Genomic DNA, 20377 nt, shown 5'->3' with positions numbered 1-20377 from the left:
ATTTGGGAAACAACGCCACCTCAAAGATGAGCAGGGGCGCGAGTACGGGTTGCAGTGGACGCTTTTTCGTCAAGGAGTGAGCCGGCAAGGCATCGCCAATCAGCAGATCGCCTCAACCAATCCCTGGCTGACTCCCCAGCTCTGGCTGGCGCAGTTCGCCATCACGGATTTGGCCACCAGCAAGCATCTGCAGGACGAGCGCACCAGCCGCCAGGGGCCGGGCTTGGCGGGCGCCAGCGAGGGCGAGTATTGGCTAAGGGAGTGGGCACTCAAATCCGAGGGTACTGCGCTCTTCCCGGCGCACCTCAACGTCGATAGCGCCATCGGCCAGCTGTCGCTTGAGGTAAGCAATCGCAAACCCGCCGTGCTGCAAGGCAAGGCTGGTTACAGCGAGAAGAGCCCGGGCAACGCCTCGTTTTACTACTCCTTCCCCCGTTTGATGCTCACCGGCACTTTGACCCTGGATGGGGAGACCCGCAAGGTGAGCGGCCAGGGCTGGTTCGATCACGAGTGGAGCAGCTCGGTGCTGGCGGATTGGCAGGCGGGCTGGGACTGGTTCTCACTGCAACTTGCCGATGGCCGCGAGCTGATGCTGTTTCGCCTTCGCACCAAAGAAGGCCGCCCCGAACCGGAGAACCGTTACGGCATATTGATCGAACGCGATGGCAGCAGTCGGGTGCTCTCCCCGGAATCCATCACCCTCAACCCCGGCAAGACCTGGCGTGGCCCCAAGGGCCAGCCCTATCCCATCGAGTGGCAACTTAAGGCCGCCGATTTGAACCTTCTCATTAAGGCCCGTCAGCCGGATCAGGCCATGACCGGCCGCTTCGACTATTGGGAGGGGGCTGTATCTGTGTCTGGGGACGCCAGCGGCGTCGGCTATCTGGAGATGACGGGATATTGATGCACAGGGCCTCGACGATGGTTCCGACCAGCTGTTCACTGGCTTAAAATCGGATCACCATCAAAAAATCATTTAAATTCTAAGATTTAGATAATATTTCTCTCAACAGAGTCACGCATGATTGATATCTTCTCATAGGATTCCTCTGCACGTACCTCTCAGGAGAGCCTATGGAACAGCCATACTAGCATCAGTTAAATATGTCGCTCTGGGAGCAATCATCCCATGCGGTGACTATCCTGATTGCTAGAGGGAAAAGAGCAATGCAGAGTGCCACTTAATAAAATTGTTATTGCATACAACATCTCATCTAGTGAGTTCCATGATTATATAGTGGAAGTTTTTTCATCTATCCGACATTAGGTTGATTCGCCTCTAGCTTTAATTTAACAGGGCATTTTTCCAAATGACACTTGCAGGTTGAGATGGTATAAGGAAAAGCATTGTTTCTACATTAGTATTCTTAGATATATAGGAAAGGATGATGAATGCATCTCGTTTAGTTGAAAACCGGGCCTGTGGGGGCTGTTCTGCTTGTTGTATCGATTTGAGAATAGAGCAAGATAGCCTTAAAAAATTAGCTGATGAACCATGCCCACATTTAGTGCAAAGTGGGGGCTGTGGGATTTATAATGAAAGACCTTCGGTTTGTCGTACTTGGTATTGTGCCTGGCGATATATGGCGAATCTTGGAGATGAATGGCGTCCTGACCGTTCTGGTATAATTTTACGCTTTGATGAAAGTGGAGGTTTAGTTTTCCAACCTATACGCGATGCGGCAGAAGTACTAAGTTCTGAATTGGCGTTAAGACTAATCGGTGGAGCGGTCGCTAATAATCTACCAGCCTTTATATCAGTTCCAACTAAAAAAGGTTTTTGTGCATCTATGATTCAAGTAAACGAACCTCTTAAAAAGCAAGTGTTAAGTCGAGACCTTTTTGCGACAAAAATTACCATGATCCAACTTGTAAACTTTGCGTCAAACCAAAAAACAGACTCCATTAAACCTCTTTGCAATGATTGACACATCTAAATAGTATATTTAGGAAGGCCGTAGGTTCGATTAGCGCAGCAAAATCGGACGTTCGCGAAACACCCCTTGGTTTTAAAACCAAGGGAGACCGCTATGTAAATATCTAAACATGGTTAGAAATTATTTCTGCCTTCAAAAAGACATTCCCTCCCCGTCCGTTCGATTACGCTTCGCTAATCGAACCTACTCTAAATACTCCAAACCGACGTCTAATGAGATGAAAATAATATTTCCGCGTTGGGTTTCGCTTCGCTCAACCCAACCTACGCCAAACCTTATCTATTGAATGGCTTAGACCGCCGCCATCTGGTTGGAGATAAACGCCAACGACTGGCGGTTAAAGTGCTCCGGCTGCTCCACGTTGCAGACGTGGCCGCAGTTTTCGATGATGGCGAGCTGGCTGTAGGGATCGCGGGCGACCTGCTCGCGCACCGGGGCGATAAACATATGATCCTCCTCCCCCATCAGATAAAGCGTCGGGATCGGCAGGGCGCGCTCCTTGAAGTAGCGCATCAATGGGTTGACCTCGGTGGCGAGGCGGAACCAGCGTTTGAACTCCTTCTGGCAGAGCTTTCTGGCCTCGCGTACGAAGAGGTTGCGAGACTCTTGATGGTGCTGGCGCGGCATGATGATGAAGGCGAACAGCCGGTAGAGCCACATGTAGGGCAGGATATGCTGGCCGACCCGGCCGAGCTGCACCAGCGTCTGGGAGCGGATGTCGAGCCGCAGTATGGCGCCACCGAGCACCATGCTCTTGACCCGCTCCGGGCAGAGCTCTGCCAGATGGCGAATGAGGATGGTGCCCAAGGATATGCCGACAAAATGGGCACGGGGAATGCGCAGGTGATCGAGCAGCCGCAGTATGTCTTCGGTCACGGCCTTGAAGCTGTAGTGACCCTTGACCACCTGCTGCAGCTGGTTGGACTGGCCATGGCCGCGCAAGTCCAGCAGCAGCACGTTGAAGTGCTCCCGATAGGCGCGCAGTTGCTTGAACCAGATGGAGGAGCTGCCGCCGGCGCCGTGCACGAACACCACCCAATCCCGCTCGGGGCCCAGCTCAAAGGTCTTGTGGTACAACATCTTATGGGCTCTCTGGGGGTTGGGGGATATACTCGGCTGGCATATTAACAGAAGGGGCCCCCCGCTGAATATGCTGCCACTTATCATCGGACCAGCATGGAGTCCTGTATGAGCCTTGTCCAGTTACGTGAATTTCTGCTGAGCCAGCCCGGCGCCACCGAAGATACGCCGTTCGGCCCGGAGATCCTGGTCTATCGCATCGCTGGCAAGATGTTCGCCCTGGTGAATTGGCAGGCCGAGCCGCTGACCATCAACCTCAAATGCGAGCCTGAGCTGGCGCTGCTGCTGCGGGAGATCCACCCCGAAGTGAAACCCGGCTGGCACATGAACAAGCAGCACTGGAATACGGTCACGCTAGGCGAGAGCCTCGACGCCGCGCTCTGGCAGGGCTGGATTGAACACTCCTACCAGCGCGTGGTGGCGGGCTTGCCCAAAGCCAAGCGGCCCCAAGCGCCGACCGCCCATTCCACACCATGAGCCCTTCCATGTCTGACTCTCCTGCCCCGCACTCCCCCGACCGCTATCGCGTCGTTCCCCTGGATGAGTGCCATATCCCGGCCCTGCTCGCCCTGTTCGAGCAATCGGTGCGCCGCCTCGGCCCCGAGCACTACAGCCCGGCGCAGGTCGAACAGTGGGCCCAGGGCGCCCGCCATCCCGGCCTTGCCAGCCAGCTGCGGGAACACCACGGCTGGGTGATTGAACTGGCGGAGGAAAAAGACGAAGTACAGATGACGGGACTGGATGCGGAGCAAGCCAGACCCCTTGGCTTTGTCACCTTAAGTGATAACGGCCACCTCAGCCTGCTCTATGTGAGCCCGGACTATCAGCGCCAGGGGCTCGGCAGCCGCCTGCTCGAGACCGCGCTGCAGGCTGCCCGTCGACTCGGCCTGCGCACCCTCACCACGGAAGCCAGCGCCTTTAGCCATCCGCTGTTTCTGCGCCACGGCTTCGAGCTGGCCGGATTGGAAACCGTGGAGCGCGGCGGGGTCAGTTTTATCCGCCACCGCCTCCACTGCCGCTTGCCAAGCTAGGGCCAGCCACTAAAATACCCCCAATTTTCCCATAGCAATCAATGAAGGCAGCCATCATGGTGGTAGAGAGCGAAGGTTATATCGCGCTGGTAGAGTATCTGGTCGAGAGTCTGGGACTGTTCGAGAGCCAGCAGCAGGGCACGGGCAACCAGACCATCGAGGATCTGGTGAGCGGTCGGGTGGCCGACAACCTGATGGCCATCTGCGAGCAGAACCCCCAGCTCGATCCCAAGGTACGCTTCATGATCATGCAGGAAGCCGACGCCGTGGTGGCCGATCTGGAAGAGGTGCTCTCCGCCGTCTGGCTGCGCGCGCCGACCCCGCCACAGCAGGACTTCCTCAATGAATTCATCGATCTCATCAAGAACCTGTTCGACAGCACCATCGGCTAGGCCGCGCGCTTAAGACGCCCTCTCCCGCACATTCCCACCCTAGCACCACGCCAAATGAAAAGGGCCGCCTCATCGGGCAGCCCTGCTTGCTATCATTTTCAATTCATCGCGCTTGTCTAAGTTGAATGAATATCGAGGCAAGAAATGTGTCTGGTCTTGGCTACCATCCATGGTAGTTACCGGGTTAGTCAACCGAAGTTCTGTTAAGTTCCCGGCCATGACAGATTTTTTAAAGATTTTTTTCAATCTGATGAAAAGAGCGTCATTCAACGCTCTTTTTTGCCACCTTCAGCGGTTCAGGCTGGGTGGCAGACAGACCCCGATCCCGCCCAGGCCGCAGTAACCTTCCGGATTCTTCTCCAGATATTGCTGATGATAATCCTCGGCGTAATAGAAGGGCGCCAGCGGCAGGATGCGGGTGCTGATGGTGCGAGCGTCACCGCTCGCCATCATCGCCTGCTGGTAGGCGGCCTGGCTCTGCTGGGCGATGGCCTCCTGGCTGTCGTCCCCATAGAAGATCACCGAGCGGTACTGAGTGCCGATGTCACCGCCCTGGCGCATGCCCTGGGCCGGATCGTGCTGCTCCCAGAACAGCTTGAGCAGATCCCCGTAGCTGATGACCTTGGGATCGAACACCACCTGCACCGTCTCCGCATGACCGGTCAGGCCGCTGCACACCTCCTTGTAGGTGGGGTTGGGGGTCAGGCCACCCTGATAGCCGGCGGCGGTGGAATAGACGCCGGGCTGTTGCCAGAACAGGCGCTCCACGCCCCAGAAGCAGCCCATGCCAAACCAGGCAAGCTCCATTCCCTCGGGCCAGGGGCCCTGGGTCGGGTGACCATTCACCGCATGTTGCTGGCCTATCACCAGCGCCTCCCGACGACCCGGCAGCGCCTCTGCCGGTGAAATAATCTGCTCCATCTGCCCTGTCCTTGTATAAAAACGCGCGTATCGCCGCGACTGACGAAAAGGAATATCGAAGATAACAGGTTATCGGGGCGGATCAACCGGGAGCGCGGCCACACGAGGGTTAAGCCGATCCCCGCTGGACTTGGCCCCTTCGCAAGGACTCCTCGGCGCCCCGGCCGGATAAAAAGGAGGCAACAAATCCGAGAAACCAATATTTAGTCTTGATTTGTGAATTTATTTTCATATATTGGGCGAATTGCTGTTTTTTTATGGAAGAAATCTCAAGTGCGTGAACGCGAACCCAGCCTGGTCTATGCCTTTCGGCAGTCTACCCCCTATGTCAACGTGCATCGGGGGGCCACCTTCGTGCTGATGATGGGCGGGGAAGCCATCTGCCACCCCAATTTTGCCAACATCGTCAGCGACATCGCCCTGCTGCAGACCCTCGGCATTCGTCTGGTGCTGGTGTTCGGCTCGCGCCCGCAAAATGACGAAGCGCTGGCCCGCGCCGGTATTGAGGCGCAATACCACAGGCGGATCAGAGTCACCGATGACGAGAGCTTCGCCCTCATCAAACAGGTGTGTGGCGGCCTGCAGTACGACATCACTGCCCAGCTCTCCATGGGGCTGGCCAACACCCCCATGCAAGGGGCGCGCATCAGCGTGGTGAGCGGCAACTTCGTCACCGCCCAGCCCCTCGGGGTGGAAGATGGCATCGACTACTGCCACAGCGGCCGGGTGCGCCGCATCGACGTGGAGGGGATAGGCCGCCAGCTGGATCAGCAGGGGCTGGTGCTCATCTCCCCCATCGGCTGCTCGGTCACCGGCGAGAGCTTCAACCTGAGCTCGGAAGAGGTGGCACGGCGGGTGGCGGTGGATCTCAAAGCCGACAAACTCATCTGTTTCAGCAGCACCCAGGGGGTCATGGACAGCCACGGTGAGGCCATCTCCGAGCTTTTCCCCGAGCAGGCCGAAGAACTCCTGGTGGAGCTGGAGCAGGCTGGCGAGGAGATGTCCGGCACCGCCCGCTACCTGCGCGCCGCCATCGCCTCCTGCCGCGGCGGCGTGCCCCGCTCCCACCTGGTGAGCTACCAGGATGACGGTGCCATGCTGCAGGAGCTGTTCAGCCGCGATGGCCTCGGCACCCAGATAGTGCGCGAAAGCGCCGAGCGGGCGCGGGCCGCCACCATCGAAGACATCGGCGGCATCCTGGATCTCATCCGCCCGCTGGAGGAGGAAGGCATACTGGTGCGTCGCTCCCGCGAGCAGCTGGAGATGGAGATCGACAAGTTCACCATCATAGAGCGCGACGGCCTCATCATCGGCTGCGCCGCCCTCTACTGCTTCATGGAGGAGGCGATGGCGGAGATGGCCTGCGTCGCCATCCATCCCGAGTACCGCAACTCCAACCGGGGGGATCAACTGGTCGCCAAGGTAGCCGAGCGGGCCAAACGGCTCGGGATCCGCCGCTTGTTCGTGCTTACCACCCGCTCCATTCACTGGTTCCGGGAGCGGGGCTTCGAGCCACTGGAGGTGGAGGACTTGCCGGTCGAGCGGCAGCGGCTCTACAACTGGCAGCGCCGCTCCAAGGTACTGTCCAGGACTATCCTGTAACACTTTGTACAAGCCTCGCTTGTAACTAATTGATCTTGTGCCGGGTTCTGACCAATTGTTGATTTTTTTATTAACTCGGTTGACAGTGCAATCCAGTGCAGGGTATTTCTACATGCATGCCACCTTCCAAGGTGGCACCAGAAGAGGAGCGCTGCCCAGGCAGCCCAAGGGAGGACGCCAGAGTCCGATGAGCTTGGGTCAGGGGGAGCAGCGCCGAGACGAGGCAGGTCACTGGACACCGCCACGTCGGCTGCGGGGGCTGAATCCCCCGGGTTGTCATCGGTCGTGTGCATCCCACAGGCATCCAGTTGGATTCTTGTGGGATGGGCACCGCGGGTGGAGTGCTTCTGGCCGGGATCCTCGCGCTTTCCTGCCATTTCAGCCTCCTCCTCTCTTTTGCCTGATAAAACTGGCTTTTCACCTTAAGACTGGAGTATGCAATGAGCCCGATCAACGTCGCCAAATTTGGCGGAACCAGTGTCGCCGATGCCGCGGCCATGAACCATTGCGCCGACGTGGTGCTGGCCAATCCGGCGACCCGGGTGGTGGTGCTGAGCGCCAGCGCCGGTGTCACCAACCTGTTGGTGAGCTTGGCCCAGGGTGAACTCGACGAGGCGGGCCAGGACGCCCAGCTCGCCAAGCTGGCCGGGATCCAGCAGGCCATCCTGACTGCCCTCGGCAACCCAGGCGAGGTCAGCGTCCTCATCCACGCCCAGCTCGGCGAGATCCGCACCATGGCCCGCCAGGCCAGCCAGCACACGGATGCGGAGCTGGCGGACAGGCTCATCGCCTGTGGCGAGCTGATGTCCACTCGCCTGTTCACCGAGCTCCTGCACCAGCGCGGGATCAAGGCCCAGTGGCAGGATGTGCGCCAACTGATGCGCACCGACAGCCGCTTTGGCAAGGCGAGCGTTGACTTGGCCGCCACCCGCACGCTCTGTCAGAGCAAGATAGGCCCGGTGCTCGGCGACAGCCTCATCATCACCCAGGGTTTCATCGGCGCCGATGCCGATGGCCGCACCACCACCCTGGGGCGCGGTGGCTCCGACTACAGCGCGGCCCTGCTGGCCGAGGCGCTGGATGCGGCCAGCATCGAGATCTGGACCGACGTGCCCGGTATCTACACCACGGATCCACGCCTGGTCACCCGGGCCCGCCCCATCCCCGAAATCAGCTTTGTGGAGGCGGCCGAGATGGCCACCTTCGGCGCCAAGGTGCTGCACCCGGCCACCCTGCAACCGGCCCTGCGCCAGGACATCCCGGTGTTCGTCGGCTCCGCCAAGGATCCGGCCGCCGGTGGCACCTGGATCCGCGCCAGCACCAGCACCAACCCGCTGTTCCGGGCCGTGGCCCTGCGCCGCCAGCAGGTGCTGGTCACCCTGCACAGCCTCAACATGTTCCACGCCTACGGCTTCCTGGCCGAGGTGTTCGGTATCCTGGCCCGCCACCGCATCTCGGTGGATCTCATCACCACCTCCGAGGTGAGCGTGTCGCTGACCCTGGATCACACCGGCAGCCAGAGCAACGGCGAGCCCATCCTCAGCGACAAGGTGCTGGCGGAGCTCGGCCAGCTGTGCAAGGTGGAAGTGGAGACCGGCTTCGCGCTGGTGGCGCTCATCGGCAACCGGATGAGCGAGGCCGTCGGGGTCGGCAGCCAGGTGTTCGATGCCATCCGCGAGCACAACATCCGCATGATCTGCTATGGCGCCAGCGCCCACAACCTCTGCTTCCTGGTGAAAGAGGGCGAGGCTGGTCACATCGTCAACCGCCTCCATCAGGAGTTGCTCGACTAGCCATAGTTAGCGAGCCGTCATGAGAAAGAGGGGCCTTGGCCCCTCTTTTTTTGACTCCGCAAATTTTGACACCGCAAGCCCGGCTAGGCGGTGGCGTGACCCGCCCCCGATGCGACCCGAGTGGATGGCGGCAACTGGTAGGCGCGGATCTGCTCGCGCAGGCCGGCGAGCTTTTGCAAGAGCCCGGTCTGGCCGAGCCCGGCCTCGTCGGGTCCCAGATTGTCGACCAAGGCGGGGAAGTGTTCCCCCACCGCCATCTCCAGCCAGTCGAGGCGACGCAGGGTGAGCGGGCCGCAGCTCTTGCCGCTGAGATCGTCCAGGATGTCGAGCCGATGGCTGCGATACATGTCGCGCCACCAGTTGGCGGCGAGCGCCTCGTCGCTCGCCAGCGCCGCGCTCCACTCTCCCACCAGCCCTTGCAGCCGCGCCAGCACGGCGGCGCTGGCCCCCTCCCGGTTCAGGTATTGCAGCTCGGATTTGGCCCAGGCCAGGCACAGCTCGCGCCAGTGGCGAAACTGTGGCATGGGATCGGCCTCATCCAGCCAGAGACCGGACAGGGTGCGGGTCTCCAGCCGCTCAGGCACGTGAAATTCCGGGTCGGACAGGCCGTTGGAGTTGAATTCGTGGCGGGGAGCGAAGGGCCACATGTAGCCAAAGTCGAACACCGAGATCTGCTGACCGTCGTCGAGCAGGTTGCCCGGGCTCGGATCCCAGTCAAACCAGCCCCAGTGGGCAAGCTCGGCCTCGATGGCCAGCATCTGCGCCAGGTTGCGCTCATTGAGGCTGTGTACCGGATCTCCTCTGAGCCAGGGGGAAACCAGCACCCCGGCCCGGGCCGAGCCGAAGCTGGTACAGACCACGTTGGAGAGGATGGTGGGGTGCAGTTCACGCAGGCTCTCGATCTCACGGCGCCGCTCCAGCTCGGTGAGGAAGGCGGTCTGGCCATCGACATTGGCTACCAGGGACTCCTGCCGACGCCGCTTCAGGCACCAGTGATGGTCTTCCACCTTGAGGTGGAACACCTCGGCGGTGAGCCCGTGACCATAGACCTTGATCACATCGGGGTGCCCCTCGGCCAGCCTGAGCAATTGCGCAAGCGGCAGGGGGCAATCGCGCTCGCGCCCGATCCGGATCTCCTCTTTGTTCTCCAGCATCTGGAGCAACCTTGCCTGACGTGCCGCAACCTTGGGATTCATACATGTACCTCCGTCCATATTGAGAGACTAAGCAGCAAGGTGGCGGCAGACCAGCGGCAAAGCGTCATGATGCCGCTTTCATCACAGAATGAATGTGCCCGCAGGATCGGGATCACAATTTGCACGTCGCGGCCGTCACACAATATTCATCCCGTCGTCATTGAATTGACATCGAGGAACAAGCCCAGCACCATCGGGTCAAAATAGATACAGTCGCCCGCGCGATCCCACCCGCTCCAAGGATGAGCTTTTTATGAATGCCCCCCTCTTGGCTCGCAGCTCTCCCCCCTCATCGCCTCTGGCCAGGTTGCTGTTTGGCCTGCTGGCCGCCCTGCTGCTGCTGACCCTGGCCCTGCCGGTGCTCAACCCCGGCAGCTGGCTCGGGCGTGCAGAGCCGCTGATCCTGGGGCCTGCCGATCAGCCGCTCGCCACCCTCAAGCGTCACAGTCTGCTCTACAAGAGTGACAGCCGTGGTCTCTATCTGGTGGTGCGCAGCCAGTGGCAGCTGCTCAAGCCATTGCAGGCGGGGGACAAGGTGCGGGTCGAGCTGCTCAACGACAAGGGCGTTCGCATCGATCAGCTGAGCCAGGCGGTGGAGAAGCGGCAAAAATGCCGCAAGGAGCGCTGCACCCTGGATCTCAACAGCACGCTCAGGGCGCCGGATGATGCCCTGGACAGCCGCTACCAGCTGCGCATCGGCCTGCTGCTCAAAGACAGACCGGAGAGCGCCGAGTACAGCCAGATCCTGCAGACCCTGCCGGAGCGCGGCTTCAATCTGACCTATCTGATGGTCAGCCTGCTGCTGGTGCTGCTGGCGAGCGCCGCCGCGCTCAGGGTACTGATGCCCAGGCTGCGCCAGAGCTATGGCGCCCGGGTCCTTGGCAGCCTGCTGCTCGGCAACCTCACCTTCGTGCTGCTGCACGGCTTCGTGGTGTTCAAACTGGGGGAGTTTCTGCTCTGGTCCGATTTTCGTACCGAGCACTATTACCTGGCCTGGGGCAGCATGGTGCTAGGCTGGAGCCTGTGCGCCCTGGCGGGCTTCAACCTCTACATGGGGCTGGTATTCACTGCCCTGTCCGGCATAGGCCTGCTCGCCAACTTCATGAAGATCGCCATCTACGGGGTGCCCCTTGGGGGCGACGATCTCGGCAACCTGCTGGCGCTGGTACACATACTGCTCGATCAGCACCCGGTGTTGCCGGTGCTCGCCGTGCTGGGGCTGCTGTTTGTGTGCTGGCGCTTCGCCCTGTCCCGCTGGGTACTGCGCACTGCCGCCGCCACCGCCGCCTTCTTCGCGCTCTGCGTGTTCGCCACCCAGACCGGCAACAAGCTGCTGGGGGCCAACGTGCGCTATGTGGACAGGGCGGTGAATTATCACCGCGACATCATCCGTTCCGGCCCCGGCCTCTACCTGTTCAGCCTGGTGGACGAGATGCTGCAAAGCGGCAACGTCTTCCGCTATCCCTTGCAGATCAACGAGCGCACCCCTGAGCTCGGCCACCGAGATCCCGTCCAGTCGGCCCAGCGCCCGTCTCCCCGTTTCGATCTGGTGATCGTGCTGCAATACGAGTCGCTCTGGCTCGACTGGCAAGGCAAGATCTGCGCCCCCGCTCCCACCCTGAACCTGCCCGTCGGGGTGCAGCATTGGCAAAAGACCATCCACTCCCCCACCACCGGCGGCATGACGGTGCTGGCGGAGTTCGAGATGAACACCGGCCTGCCGGTGGGCCTGCTCAAGCAGGGGGTGGTGCCCTACTACTACCTGTCGGACAAGGTACCGGGGCTCGCGAACAGCGCGAAGCAGAGCGGCTACAAGACCCTGTTCGCTCACCCCTATGTGGAGAAGTTCTGGGGCCGTGCCAAGGCCATACCGGCGCTGGGGTATGAGGAGCGCTGGTTCGATACCCGCTTCACCAGCCTCGAGCACAAGGGGCTCTACATCTCGGACGATGCCCTGATCTCTCACCTGCTCAAGCGCAGCGAGCAAGACAGCCAGCCGCTCTTTGCCTACGCGGTCACCATGCAGGGCCACGGCCCCTTCGACGGGGATCGCTATCAGGCCCAGCAGATGGACAAGGCCTGCCCGGATCAGAGTGAGGCCGACCGGCAGTTGCTCAACACCTACTACACCGGGGTGGTGGATGCCATGGCCTCCCTGGAGCGGCTGCTCAGGAGCCTCGATGCCTCCGATAAACGCTACCTGGTGGTGGCCTTCGGCGATCACCAGCCCTTCCTGATGTCGGCGGGCAAGGACATTCACGGCGCCAAGCCGCCCCGCGATGCCGCCTACCAGATCCCCATGATGGCCTTCACCCGCAACGATGGCGGGATCGACCTCGAGCGCCAGTTCGCTCCGGTGCGCCAGCTCTACCAGATGGGTCAGGCCACCCGAGCGCTGCTGGCCGGGGATCTCGCCCCCATCCCGGATCTGGCCCTGCTCCACCCGGTGCTGGGAGAGGAGAAAGGCTTCGATCCCTCGCCCCTGGTGCCGCAGATCCGGGCCAGTTTCCGAGCCGATGCATTGCCCTGAGTTCGATTGAGAGACGAGGTCCGCAGATCCTCGCAACACCTTCAGGGCCGATGCCCTGCCCTGATCATGCCCGGGGTGAAAGCAAAGAGGCCGCATTCGCGGCCTCTTTTTGTTTCTGGCAAGTCCTCGTTAGCGCCACCAGGGCTCGCACAGGCTCAGGCGCTGGGCATCCAGATCCAGCTCGGCTTCGATGCCGAGCGGCACCGTCAGCATGGGGTGAGTGTGGGCGCAGTCGAACTCCGCCAGTATGGGGAAGCCGGGCTCCCCCACCACCTCCAGCAGGATGTCGAGCGGCCGCTTGCCGCTGCCCTGATCATTGAACAGCTCGTGCTTGCCGAGAATGAGGCCACCGACGCGCTCGAATACCCCGCACAGCTTGAGGTGGGCGAAGGAGCGCTCCACCGTCTCCGCCGACATGAGGCTATCTTCCAGCAACAGAATGTCCCCCGTTTCGATCGCCGGCATATAGGGGGAGCCCCAGATCCCCGCCAGGGTGTTGAGGTTGCCGCCGATCAGCCTGCCCCGCACCCGGCCGCTGCCCACCGAGACAAGCCGGTTCCGTTGGCACAGCTTGGCGCGGGTCTGCTGCTCCCAATCCAGCCGCTCCTCGGTCCATTGCGTCGGGGTTGGCAAGCGATGGGGCAAGGTTCGCTCCCCGGCGAGGCAGATCTCGGTGAAAGTGGCCAGAGTCTGATCCACCAGCGGTGGCAACTCGCCAAAGGAGGCCACCAGCGCCGGACCGTAGAAGGTTACCAGGCCGGTCTGGGCATGGATGCCGAGCAGCAAGGCGGTCACATCCGAGTAGCCGATGAGGATCTTGGGGTCTCTTCTAAGCGCCTCGTAGTCGAGATAGGGCAGCAGGGAGTTGGAGTTGCTGCCGCCGATGATCGACATGATGCAACGCACATCTGGATCCCGGATGAGGGCATTGAGCTCGGCGGCCCGCCCCGCGATGGAGCCGGAGCGCCAGTGATCCCGCTCACCGGTCAGGCTGCCCGCCTTGAGTTCGAAGCCCTGCGCCGCCAGATACGCCTTGGCGCGGGCGAAGCGGTTCGGCGCCCAGGCGGTGGCCGCGCTGGAGGGAGAGAAGAAACCTATGGTATCGCCGGGTTTGAGCCCGGCGGGCTTGAGCAGCGTCATGGATAAGGCCCCTGTGCTAACACCTTGCTACCGAGCCTGAGGGCCCGATGTCGAGTCTCATCCTAAGCCATCCGCTGGCGCCCCAACAAGGGGCCAGACAGGGCCGATGATGCTAATTTTTGTTTAGAAAAATAGAACGATGAATGGCACTTGTTCATTGGAAATGAACAGAAAATCGGTGCGGGAGCGGTGGATAAGCGCCTCCCCAGGCCCCGGGAGAGCCGTGGGGCCCTCTTCTTGAGGCTCGGCCGTCGATGTCCAAGCCCCTCATCGCGCGGTCCAGAATCCAACGTCATGAAAAAGCCGATCCTGGGATCGGCTTTCGGGACTGCGCTTTGCCGCTTGCTGGCGGCGAGGCGGTCAGATCACCACGGCGGTGCCGCTGATGCTGACCATCAGCATGCTGCCATTTTGCCCCACCACCTCGTAGTCGATGTCGATGCCGACCACGGCGTTGGCACCCAGTGCCTGCGCGCGCTCTTTGAGCTCATCGAAGGCGATCTCGCGGGCCCGGGCCAGCTCTTTCTCGTAGGCACCGGAGCGGCCACCTATGATGTCGCGGATGCCGGCGAACAGATCCTTGAAGATGTTGGCGCCGAGGATGGCTTCGCCCACCACTATGCCGCGGTATTCACGAATGGCCTTGCCTTCCAGGGTGGGGGTCGTTGAGAGGATCATCATAAACTCCAGCTGAGATAATGGGTTCCAGACTACCCCAAAGCCGCGGCCGGCAACATACCCCCACCGCTAATAGCCAGTCGCTCGATAAGGCCTCTCGGCGCCTCTCGGGCTCCAGATCGCGGCCATAAAAAAGGAGAGGCTAGGCCTCTCCTTCTGTCACCTGGCTATCAGACGCCGGCTTAGTGCAGCTTCATGCTCGGGCGCAGCACCCGGTTGATGCGGCCCACCAGCATGATGAGGCCAGTCTTGATGTAGCCGTGCAGGGCGACCTGGTGCATCCGGTAGAGGGAGATGTAGACCATGCGCGCGAGGTAACCTTCCACCATCATGGAGCCACGCATCAGGTTGCCCATCAGGCTGCCCACGGTGGAGAAGCGGCTCAGGGAGACCAGGGAGCCGTGATCGTGATAGAGGTAGGGCTTCAGCTCGCCACCGTTCATCTTGGCCAGGATGTTCTTGAACGCCTGGCTCGCCATCTGGTGGGCGGACTGGGCGCGCGGCGGCACGAACTTGCCATCCGGCTGCGGGCAGGCAGCGCAGTCGCCGATGACGAAGATGTTCTCGTCACGGGTGGTCTGCAGGGTCTCTTTCACCACCAGCTGGTTGATGCGGTTGGTCTCGAGCCCCGCAATTTCCTTCATGAAGTCCGGCGCCTTGATGCCGGCGGCCCACACCATCAGGTCCGCTTCGATAAGCTCCCCATCCTTGGTGTGCAGCCCCTCGCCGGTGGCTTCGGTGATCATGGTGGCGGTACGCACGTCCACCCCGAGCTTGACCAGCTCCTGGTGAGCGGCGCCGCTGATGCGCTCCGGCAGCGCCGGCAGGATGCGGGGGCCCGCTTCCACCAGTGTCACCTTGAGGCTGTCGGTGGTGAGGTTCTTGAAGCCGTAGGCATAGAGCTGCTCCACGGCGTTGTAGAGCTCGGCGGAGAGCTCGACCCCGGTGGCGCCGCCGCCGACGATGGCGATCTTCACCTTGTCACCCGGCTGGTATTCGGTGGCGAACTGCAGGAAGCGGTTCATCATGCTGTTGTAGAAGCGGTGCGCCTGGGACGGGCTGTCCAGGAAGATGCAGTGATCCTTGATGCCCTTGGTGTTGAAGTCGTTGGAGACGGAGCCGATGGCCATCACCAGGATGTCGTAGGCCAGTTCTCGCTCATGCACCACCAGCTCGCCGTTATCGTCGTGGATCGGCGCCAGCACGATGCGTTTCTCGTCGCGCTTGATGTCGGTCAGGCTGCCCAGCTGGAAGTCGAAGCCGTGGTTCTTGGCATGGGACTGGTAGCTCAGGGCATCGATGCCCGCATCCATGGAGCCGGTGGCCACTTCGTGCAGCAGGGGTTTCCACAGGTGGGTGCGGTTACGATCGACCAAGGTCACCTTGGCCTTGTTCTTCTTGCCCAGCTTGCGACCCAGGCTGGTCGCCAGCTCCAGACCGCCGGCGCCGCCACCGACAACGACAATATTCATCATGATAATTTCCCTTGGTTCCTCAAAACGAAAGGGAGCCACCGGCTCCCTGAAACGAAAACGGTCGACGTGATGGCTCAGGCTTCCTTGAAGGCCTTCATCCGCTGCAGGTGATGCGAGATGTTCTTGAATTTATGGGTCTCGCGATCGTCCCACACGATGTCGTAATAATTTTTCAGCTCACGTTCAGTCTCACGATTATCGCGGATTTCATCCTGGACGGAAAGGATGCACAGGCAGTTCCCTGAATTTTTATTACGAAACTCGGTTACACACTTGGTGCCTATGTCGTCGTACTCTTCCGGCCTGTCTATCCGCCCCTGCATGTTGATCGCCGGGTCGAGATTGGGATTGAAGATCACCTGCTTGATGCCACACAGGAAGCCGATCCGCTCGCTCCAGTAGCCGCCGAGCCCCACGCCGCAGATCAGCGGCTTGGGATCCGTGCTCATGTCGAGCTGCTTCTTCACTTCCTTGAGCAGGTGGCTCATGTCATGGCGGGGGTGAACCGTGCTGTAGTGTACGAAACGCACATCATCATCGATAAACTGCAACTGCAGCACTTTTTCATGGTTGCCGGGGCTGGTGGCATCGAAGCCATGCAGATAGATGATCATGGATAAGACCTCAGAAACTGTGACGGTTCTATCGAAACTACCCCAGCGAACGGCCGAGGCGCCACCAAAACATCGCACTTTCTTGCTTTGGATCACGCCCCCAACCACCTGAAAACGCATTTCATCCGGGGGTTGTGGTCACTCGCGGACAAATCGACCCGATTGCGCCGCTGCCCGGTGGGCCTGACGAGAGAAAAACCCCGCCTCTCGGCGGGATCTTGTCAGCTGGCGAGAGGGCCCAGGCCTCAGCCCTGGGTCTGCTCGAAGCGATCCACCGCCTCGGCCACCAGCGCCAGGCTGCCCTGCCAGAAGGCCGCCTCACGGATGTCCTGCCCCAGGTGCTTGGCCACCAGATCCTCGGCGCTCATGCGGCCGGTGTCGCGCAGCAGGGCGCGGTACGCCTGGGCCACGTTCGCCTCCCCCTGCGCCTGGCGGCTCATCAGCTGGTGGTAGACCCCGAGACTGAACAGGTAGCCAAACAGGTAGGGGTAGTTGTAGAACCCGAAGCCGGCGATGGAAAAATGCGCCTTGGCGGCCCAGAACATGGGGTGATAGCGCGCCAGGCTCCCCTCGTACCAGCGGCCCCAGGCCTCATCGGTCAGGCTCTTGAGCCGCGCCGCCGGGACATAGCCCTGCTCGCGCTCGGCCACCAGCGCCAGCTCGAACTCGAAGCGGGCCGGGATGTTGACCAGGAAGGTGGCGGCGCCATCTGCCTCGGCCCAGGCGATGGCCTGGCGCTGCTCGGGGTTCTGGGCCTGCTCGAACAGGGCGCTGCGCACCAGGGTCTCGGCGAAGATGGAGGCGGTCTCCGCCAGGGTCATGGGGTAGCCGCGCTGGCTCATGGGCAGATCGCGGATCAGCCAGTTGTGCCAGGCGTGGCCCAGCTCGTGGGCGAGCGTGATGACGTTGTCCATGGTGCCGGCATAGGTGATGAAGACCCGCGGCTCCACCGGCTCGGCAAACTTGGTGCAGTAGGCACCGGTGCGCCGGTTCGGGGTCGGCGCCGCGTCTATCCAGCCGCGCTCGGCCATCATGCGGGCGAACGCCCCCATCTCGGGATCGAAGCGGGTGAAGGCCGCGGCTATGATGTCGATGGCCTCCTCGAACGTTATGGTCCGGCTGACCGAGGCCGGGGGCGGCGCGAACAGGTCCTCCGGCCCCAGCTCGTCGATGCCGAGTTTGCCGGCCATCAGTGCCAGGGCGCGCTGGCCCAGGCCGCGGGCTCTATAGGTCTCGGCCATCATGGTGTCCAGGGTGGCGCGCTCTATATGGCTCTGGTGACAGGAGAGATCCAGCGCATCAAGCTGACGCACCTTGCCGCGCTGGCGGGCCAGCTCGAGGCGCCAGCCGTTGAGGGCATTGAGGATGGCGGCCACCGTCTCCTGCTCCCCTTCCCAGCCGGCGCTGATGGCATCGAAGGCCTCCCGGCGCAGGGCTCTCTCCGGACTGGACAGCAGGTTGCTCGCCTCGGCCAGCCCCCTCTCCCGCCCATCGATGTGCAGGCGGATCTTGCCCACCAGATCGTTGTAGAGGTTGCCCCAGGCGTGCAGGCCATCGGTACCCAGGCCAATCACCAGCTGCTCGGCCTCCACCGGCAGGCGCTGATCCTGCAGCCGGCGCTCGTGGCGCAGGCGGTAATCCTCCTCCCCCAGCAGCGGATCCTGCATCAGCCGCTCGAATTCGGATTCAGGCAGCCCCAGCATCAGATCCTCTACCGGCGCCAGGGCCTTGAACAGGTCCGCATTGAGGGCGCGGGCACGGGAGGCCAGCTGCTTGGCCAGCGGATCCCGGGCATCCTGACTGCCCTGCGAGGCCGCCAGCACGGCGATGTTCCAGCCGATGTTGCGGATGCGCTGGGCGCGCAGGCGCACCTCGCGCAGGAAATCCTGCAGGGCATCGGCCTGCTCGCGCACCGCCCCTAGCCCATTGATGAAGCCGGTCAGCTCCTCGAGGCTGGCCCGGGCCAGGCTCATGTCCGCCTCCAGCATGGCGCTGTCGAGGGAGGGATAGATATGCTGATTTTGCCACTGCTGTGGGTAGAGAGGTTGTTGCATCGAACGCTCGTTATCAGAAGGGCCTGGCCCGGATGAAATGGGGGGTGGCGCCGGGGCCACGGATAAGGGGTATCAGGGGATGGCTGCGCCTCGATACCCGCAGGATAGTACGAAGGGGGCCGGCGCTTGCCTAGCCCCCATGCGGCTCAACGGGCCGATCCGGCGAGGGGCAACGACGACCCCTGTCGGCGGGTCCGCGCTACTTGGCGGGCTTGAGTCGGCTCACCAGGGTCATGGCCAGCACCAGCACCATGCCCGCCACCACGCCTGCCAGCGCGTTGAGCAGGGTCGGCGTCACGGCGGCCAGCACGGCGCCCACGCCAGCCAGGGGGGCAAGGCTGGCAGCAACCCCTTCAATAAGGTGATGCAGCAAGGGCCAGCCATGGACCAGAATGCCGCCACCGACCATGAACATGGCGATGGTGCCGACCAGCGCCAGCAGGTGCATCAGGCGGGGGGCCGTCACCAGCAGGCCGCGCCCCAGCAGGCGGCGCAGGACGCCGGCGTCCGGCTTCTTCAGCAGGTGCAGGCCGATGTCATCCAGCTTGACGATGAGCCCCACCAGGCCATAGACCCCCACCGTCATCAGCAGGGCGATGCCCGCCACCACCGAGATCTGCAGGGAGAGACTGGTGCCCTGTACGGTGCCAAGCGCGATGACGATGATCTCGGCGGAGAGGATGAAGTCGGTGCGAATGGCCCCCTTTATCTTCTGCTGCTCATAGGCCAGCAGATCGTCCGGCACGGGCTCCGCCCCCTGCCCCGACGCTTCGTCGCCGTGGGGCAGAAACTTGTGGGCCAGCTTCTCCGCCCCCTCGAAGCAGAGGTAGGCGCCCCCCAGCATCAGCAGGGGGGTGATGAGCCAGGGCACCAGCACGCTGATGGCGATGGCGGCCGGCACCAGGATCAGCTTGTTGCGAAAGGACCCCTTGGCCACCGCCCACACCACCGGCAGCTCCCGCTCGGCGCGCACCCCGGAGACCTGCTCAGCGTTGAGGGCCAGATCGTCCCCCAGCACCCCGGCGGTCTTCTTGGCCGCCGTCTTGGTCATCAGCGCCACGTCATCGAGCACGCTGGCAATATCATCGAGCAGGGCCAACAGACTGGTTCCGGCCATATCAAGCATTCCTCATATCAGTGGTGAGAGCCCCTCAGGCATGCTGCCTGGCGACGACCTTGCGCATCAGGGGTTCCGCATTGCGGGCAAATGATGGCACAGTGTAACGAGAAGCCGCCGTTTCGGCAGCACCCATAACAGGGTCAATTGGCCTTGTTGTTCCCTCCAGCCCCTGGCCAAAGGAATTCCCATGCAACCCTGGCAACCCCTGCTCGACTTCTGGTTTGGCGACGACGCCGATGACGCCCCCCGCGCCGCACGACAGGCCCCGCTCTGGTGGGGGAAAAGTGACGAGACCGACGCCCTGCTCGACACCCGCTTCGGCGAGCTGGCCGAGGCGGCGGCCGCCGGCAAGCTGGACGCCTGGGCCGAAGTGCCCACCGGGCGCCTCGCGCTGATCCTGCTGCTGGACCAACTGCCGCGCAACATCCATCGCGGCACGCCGGCCGCCTTCGCCCAGGACGCCAAGGCGCGCGATCTCTGCCTCAAGGGGCTGTCACTCGGGGCAGACAAGTCCCTCTCCCCATTGGCCCGGGTCTTCTTCTATCTGCCGCTGGAGCATGGGGAATCCCGCGAGCAGCAGGCCAGAAGCGTGGCGCTGTTCGAGGCACTGGCGAGCGAGCAAGCAGAGAGCGCCACTCAGGCCACCTTCGAGGGCTTCGCCGACTACGCCCGCCGCCATCAGGTGATCGTCGAGCGCTTCGGCCGCTTCCCCCATCGCAACGCCATCCTGAGCCGCACCGACACGCCGGAGGAGGCGGCCTTCTTGCTGCAACCCGGCTCGGGCTTCTAGGCCCCACCTCAAACCGCAGAGATA

The 20377-nt window shown here is 62.1% G+C and carries 18 protein-coding genes and 1 riboswitch; of the genes, 9 read left to right on the top strand and 9 right to left on the bottom strand.

From position 1 onward, the window contains the following. A partial coding sequence (locus LG30_RS0106085; RefSeq protein ID WP_033129832.1) for a lipocalin-like domain-containing protein occupies positions 1-904 on the top strand: 904 nt, incomplete at its 5' end. Between the two features lie 484 nt (positions 905-1388). Next, complete coding sequence (locus LG30_RS21365; RefSeq protein WP_202963140.1) at positions 1389-1928, top strand: YkgJ family cysteine cluster protein; 540 nt, start codon at positions 1389-1391, stop codon at positions 1926-1928. Between the two features lie 300 nt (positions 1929-2228). Here the strand turns inward: LG30_RS21365 and LG30_RS0106080 are convergent, their stop codons facing one another. Then, a complete protein-coding gene (locus tag LG30_RS0106080) occupies positions 2229-3017 on the bottom strand; it encodes an alpha/beta fold hydrolase (protein ID WP_033129829.1) in 789 nt (262 codons plus the stop codon). Between the two features lie 108 nt (positions 3018-3125). Here LG30_RS0106080 and LG30_RS0106075 point away from each other — a divergent pair, with 108 nt between their 5' ends. The 3 genes from LG30_RS0106075 to LG30_RS0106065 are packed head-to-tail and all read left to right on the top strand — an operon-like array spanning position 3126 to position 4440. Next, positions 3126-3494, top strand: a complete 369-nt coding sequence (locus LG30_RS0106075; protein WP_033129828.1) for an MmcQ/YjbR family DNA-binding protein — start codon at positions 3126-3128, stop codon at positions 3492-3494. Then, positions 3491-4048 carry a GNAT family N-acetyltransferase gene (locus tag LG30_RS0106070; RefSeq protein WP_033129827.1) on the top strand — a complete coding sequence of 186 codons (558 nt, stop codon included), beginning with the start codon at positions 3491-3493 and terminating at the stop codon, positions 4046-4048. The genes LG30_RS0106075 and LG30_RS0106070 overlap by 4 nt, the downstream gene beginning before the upstream one ends. A 56-nt stretch (positions 4049-4104) precedes the next feature. Further along, the gene (locus LG30_RS0106065; RefSeq protein WP_033129826.1) at positions 4105-4440 is read left to right on the top strand and encodes a DUF3802 family protein; all 336 of its coding nucleotides are present in this window, start codon (positions 4105-4107) and stop codon (positions 4438-4440) included. Positions 4441-4728: 288 nt separating this feature from the next. Here the strand turns inward: LG30_RS0106065 and msrA are convergent, their stop codons facing one another. Beyond that, on the bottom strand, positions 4729-5361 hold the full coding sequence (gene msrA / locus LG30_RS0106060; protein ID WP_033129825.1) for a peptide-methionine (S)-S-oxide reductase MsrA: 633 nt from the start codon (positions 5359-5361) through the stop codon (positions 4729-4731). A 273-nt stretch (positions 5362-5634) separates the two neighbouring features. Between msrA and argA the strand changes: the two genes are divergently transcribed. Then, positions 5635-6963 carry an amino-acid N-acetyltransferase gene (argA, locus tag LG30_RS0106055; protein WP_033129824.1) on the top strand — a complete coding sequence of 443 codons (1329 nt, stop codon included), beginning with the start codon at positions 5635-5637 and terminating at the stop codon, positions 6961-6963. Positions 6964-7096: 133 nt separating this feature from the next. Beyond that, positions 7097-7318: riboswitch (Lysine riboswitch) on the top strand. An 85-nt stretch (positions 7319-7403) separates the two neighbouring features. Next, positions 7404-8756 (top strand): lysine-sensitive aspartokinase 3, encoded by a 1353-nt coding sequence (gene lysC, locus LG30_RS0106050; RefSeq protein ID WP_033129823.1) that lies wholly within the window; start codon positions 7404-7406, stop codon positions 8754-8756. A gap of 83 nt (positions 8757-8839) precedes the next feature. Here lysC and LG30_RS0106045 read toward each other — a convergent pair whose 3' ends face one another. Continuing rightward, complete coding sequence (locus LG30_RS0106045) at positions 8840-9952, bottom strand: protein kinase family protein (RefSeq protein WP_033129822.1); 1113 nt, start codon at positions 9950-9952, stop codon at positions 8840-8842. Positions 9953-10205: 253 nt separating this feature from the next. On the opposite strand from LG30_RS0106045, the gene LG30_RS0106040 reads away from it, so the two are divergent. Beyond that, positions 10206-12482: an LTA synthase family protein gene (locus LG30_RS0106040; RefSeq protein ID WP_033129821.1), complete on the top strand. Its 2277-nt coding sequence runs from the start codon at positions 10206-10208 to the stop codon at positions 12480-12482. 129 nt (positions 12483-12611) lie between these two features. Here LG30_RS0106040 and LG30_RS0106035 read toward each other — a convergent pair whose 3' ends face one another. The 6 genes from LG30_RS0106035 to LG30_RS0106010 form a co-directional block, all read right to left on the bottom strand. After that, positions 12612-13622, bottom strand: coding sequence for a S66 family peptidase (locus tag LG30_RS0106035; RefSeq protein WP_033129820.1), 1011 nt, complete (start codon positions 13620-13622; stop codon positions 12612-12614). Between the two features lie 360 nt (positions 13623-13982). Continuing rightward, positions 13983-14300, bottom strand: a complete 318-nt coding sequence (locus tag LG30_RS0106030; RefSeq protein ID WP_033129819.1) for a heavy metal-binding domain-containing protein — start codon at positions 14298-14300, stop codon at positions 13983-13985. 182 nt (positions 14301-14482) lie between these two features. After that, entirely contained in the window at positions 14483-15775 is a 1293-nt protein-coding gene (locus tag LG30_RS0106025) for an NAD(P)/FAD-dependent oxidoreductase (protein WP_033129818.1), read from the bottom strand. A 74-nt stretch (positions 15776-15849) separates the two neighbouring features. After that, positions 15850-16389 (bottom strand): alpha/beta hydrolase YcfP, encoded by a 540-nt coding sequence (ycfP, locus tag LG30_RS0106020; RefSeq protein ID WP_033129817.1) that lies wholly within the window; start codon positions 16387-16389, stop codon positions 15850-15852. 245 nt (positions 16390-16634) lie between these two features. After that, positions 16635-18443, bottom strand: coding sequence for a M3 family oligoendopeptidase (locus LG30_RS0106015; RefSeq protein ID WP_033129816.1), 1809 nt, complete (start codon positions 18441-18443; stop codon positions 16635-16637). A 199-nt stretch (positions 18444-18642) separates the two neighbouring features. Then, positions 18643-19560, bottom strand: a complete 918-nt coding sequence (locus tag LG30_RS0106010; RefSeq protein WP_033129815.1) for a DUF808 domain-containing protein — start codon at positions 19558-19560, stop codon at positions 18643-18645. A 190-nt stretch (positions 19561-19750) separates the two neighbouring features. Here LG30_RS0106010 and LG30_RS0106005 point away from each other — a divergent pair, with 190 nt between their 5' ends. Then, positions 19751-20353, top strand: coding sequence for a DUF924 family protein (locus LG30_RS0106005; protein ID WP_033129814.1), 603 nt, complete (start codon positions 19751-19753; stop codon positions 20351-20353). Positions 20354-20377: the final 24 nt, after the last annotated feature.

It is taken from the genome of Aeromonas aquatica, from assembly GCF_000764655.1.
In the GTDB taxonomy this organism is placed as follows: Bacteria; Pseudomonadota; Gammaproteobacteria; order Enterobacterales; family Aeromonadaceae; genus Aeromonas; species Aeromonas aquatica.
This window is presented reverse-complemented; position numbering and strand designations above follow the sequence as displayed.

What these genes read in the sequence shown, in the direction of transcription:
- LG30_RS21365 (WP_202963140.1), top strand. Translation starts at nt 1,389, where the DNA reads ATGAATGCATCTCGTTTAGTTGAAAACCGGGCCTGTGGGGGCTGTTCT.
- LG30_RS0106080 (WP_033129829.1), bottom strand. Translation starts at nt 3,017, where the DNA reads ATGTTGTACCACAAGACCTTTGAGCTGGGCCCCGAGCGGGATTGGGTG.
- LG30_RS0106075 (WP_033129828.1), top strand. Translation starts at nt 3,126, where the DNA reads ATGAGCCTTGTCCAGTTACGTGAATTTCTGCTGAGCCAGCCCGGCGCC.
- LG30_RS0106070 (WP_033129827.1), top strand. Translation starts at nt 3,491, where the DNA reads ATGAGCCCTTCCATGTCTGACTCTCCTGCCCCGCACTCCCCCGACCGC.
- LG30_RS0106065 (WP_033129826.1), top strand. Translation starts at nt 4,105, where the DNA reads ATGGTGGTAGAGAGCGAAGGTTATATCGCGCTGGTAGAGTATCTGGTC.
- msrA (WP_033129825.1), bottom strand. Translation starts at nt 5,361, where the DNA reads ATGGAGCAGATTATTTCACCGGCAGAGGCGCTGCCGGGTCGTCGGGAG.
- lysC (WP_033129823.1), top strand. Translation starts at nt 7,404, where the DNA reads ATGAGCCCGATCAACGTCGCCAAATTTGGCGGAACCAGTGTCGCCGAT.
- LG30_RS0106045 (WP_033129822.1), bottom strand. Translation starts at nt 9,952, where the DNA reads ATGAATCCCAAGGTTGCGGCACGTCAGGCAAGGTTGCTCCAGATGCTG.
- LG30_RS0106040 (WP_033129821.1), top strand. Translation starts at nt 10,206, where the DNA reads ATGAATGCCCCCCTCTTGGCTCGCAGCTCTCCCCCCTCATCGCCTCTG.
- LG30_RS0106035 (WP_033129820.1), bottom strand. Translation starts at nt 13,622, where the DNA reads ATGACGCTGCTCAAGCCCGCCGGGCTCAAACCCGGCGATACCATAGGT.
- LG30_RS0106030 (WP_033129819.1), bottom strand. Translation starts at nt 14,300, where the DNA reads ATGATCCTCTCAACGACCCCCACCCTGGAAGGCAAGGCCATTCGTGAA.
- LG30_RS0106025 (WP_033129818.1), bottom strand. Translation starts at nt 15,775, where the DNA reads ATGATGAATATTGTCGTTGTCGGTGGCGGCGCCGGCGGTCTGGAGCTG.
- ycfP (WP_033129817.1), bottom strand. Translation starts at nt 16,389, where the DNA reads ATGATCATCTATCTGCATGGCTTCGATGCCACCAGCCCCGGCAACCAT.
- LG30_RS0106015 (WP_033129816.1), bottom strand. Translation starts at nt 18,443, where the DNA reads ATGCAACAACCTCTCTACCCACAGCAGTGGCAAAATCAGCATATCTAT.
- LG30_RS0106010 (WP_033129815.1), bottom strand. Translation starts at nt 19,560, where the DNA reads ATGGCCGGAACCAGTCTGTTGGCCCTGCTCGATGATATTGCCAGCGTG.
- LG30_RS0106005 (WP_033129814.1), top strand. Translation starts at nt 19,751, where the DNA reads ATGCAACCCTGGCAACCCCTGCTCGACTTCTGGTTTGGCGACGACGCC.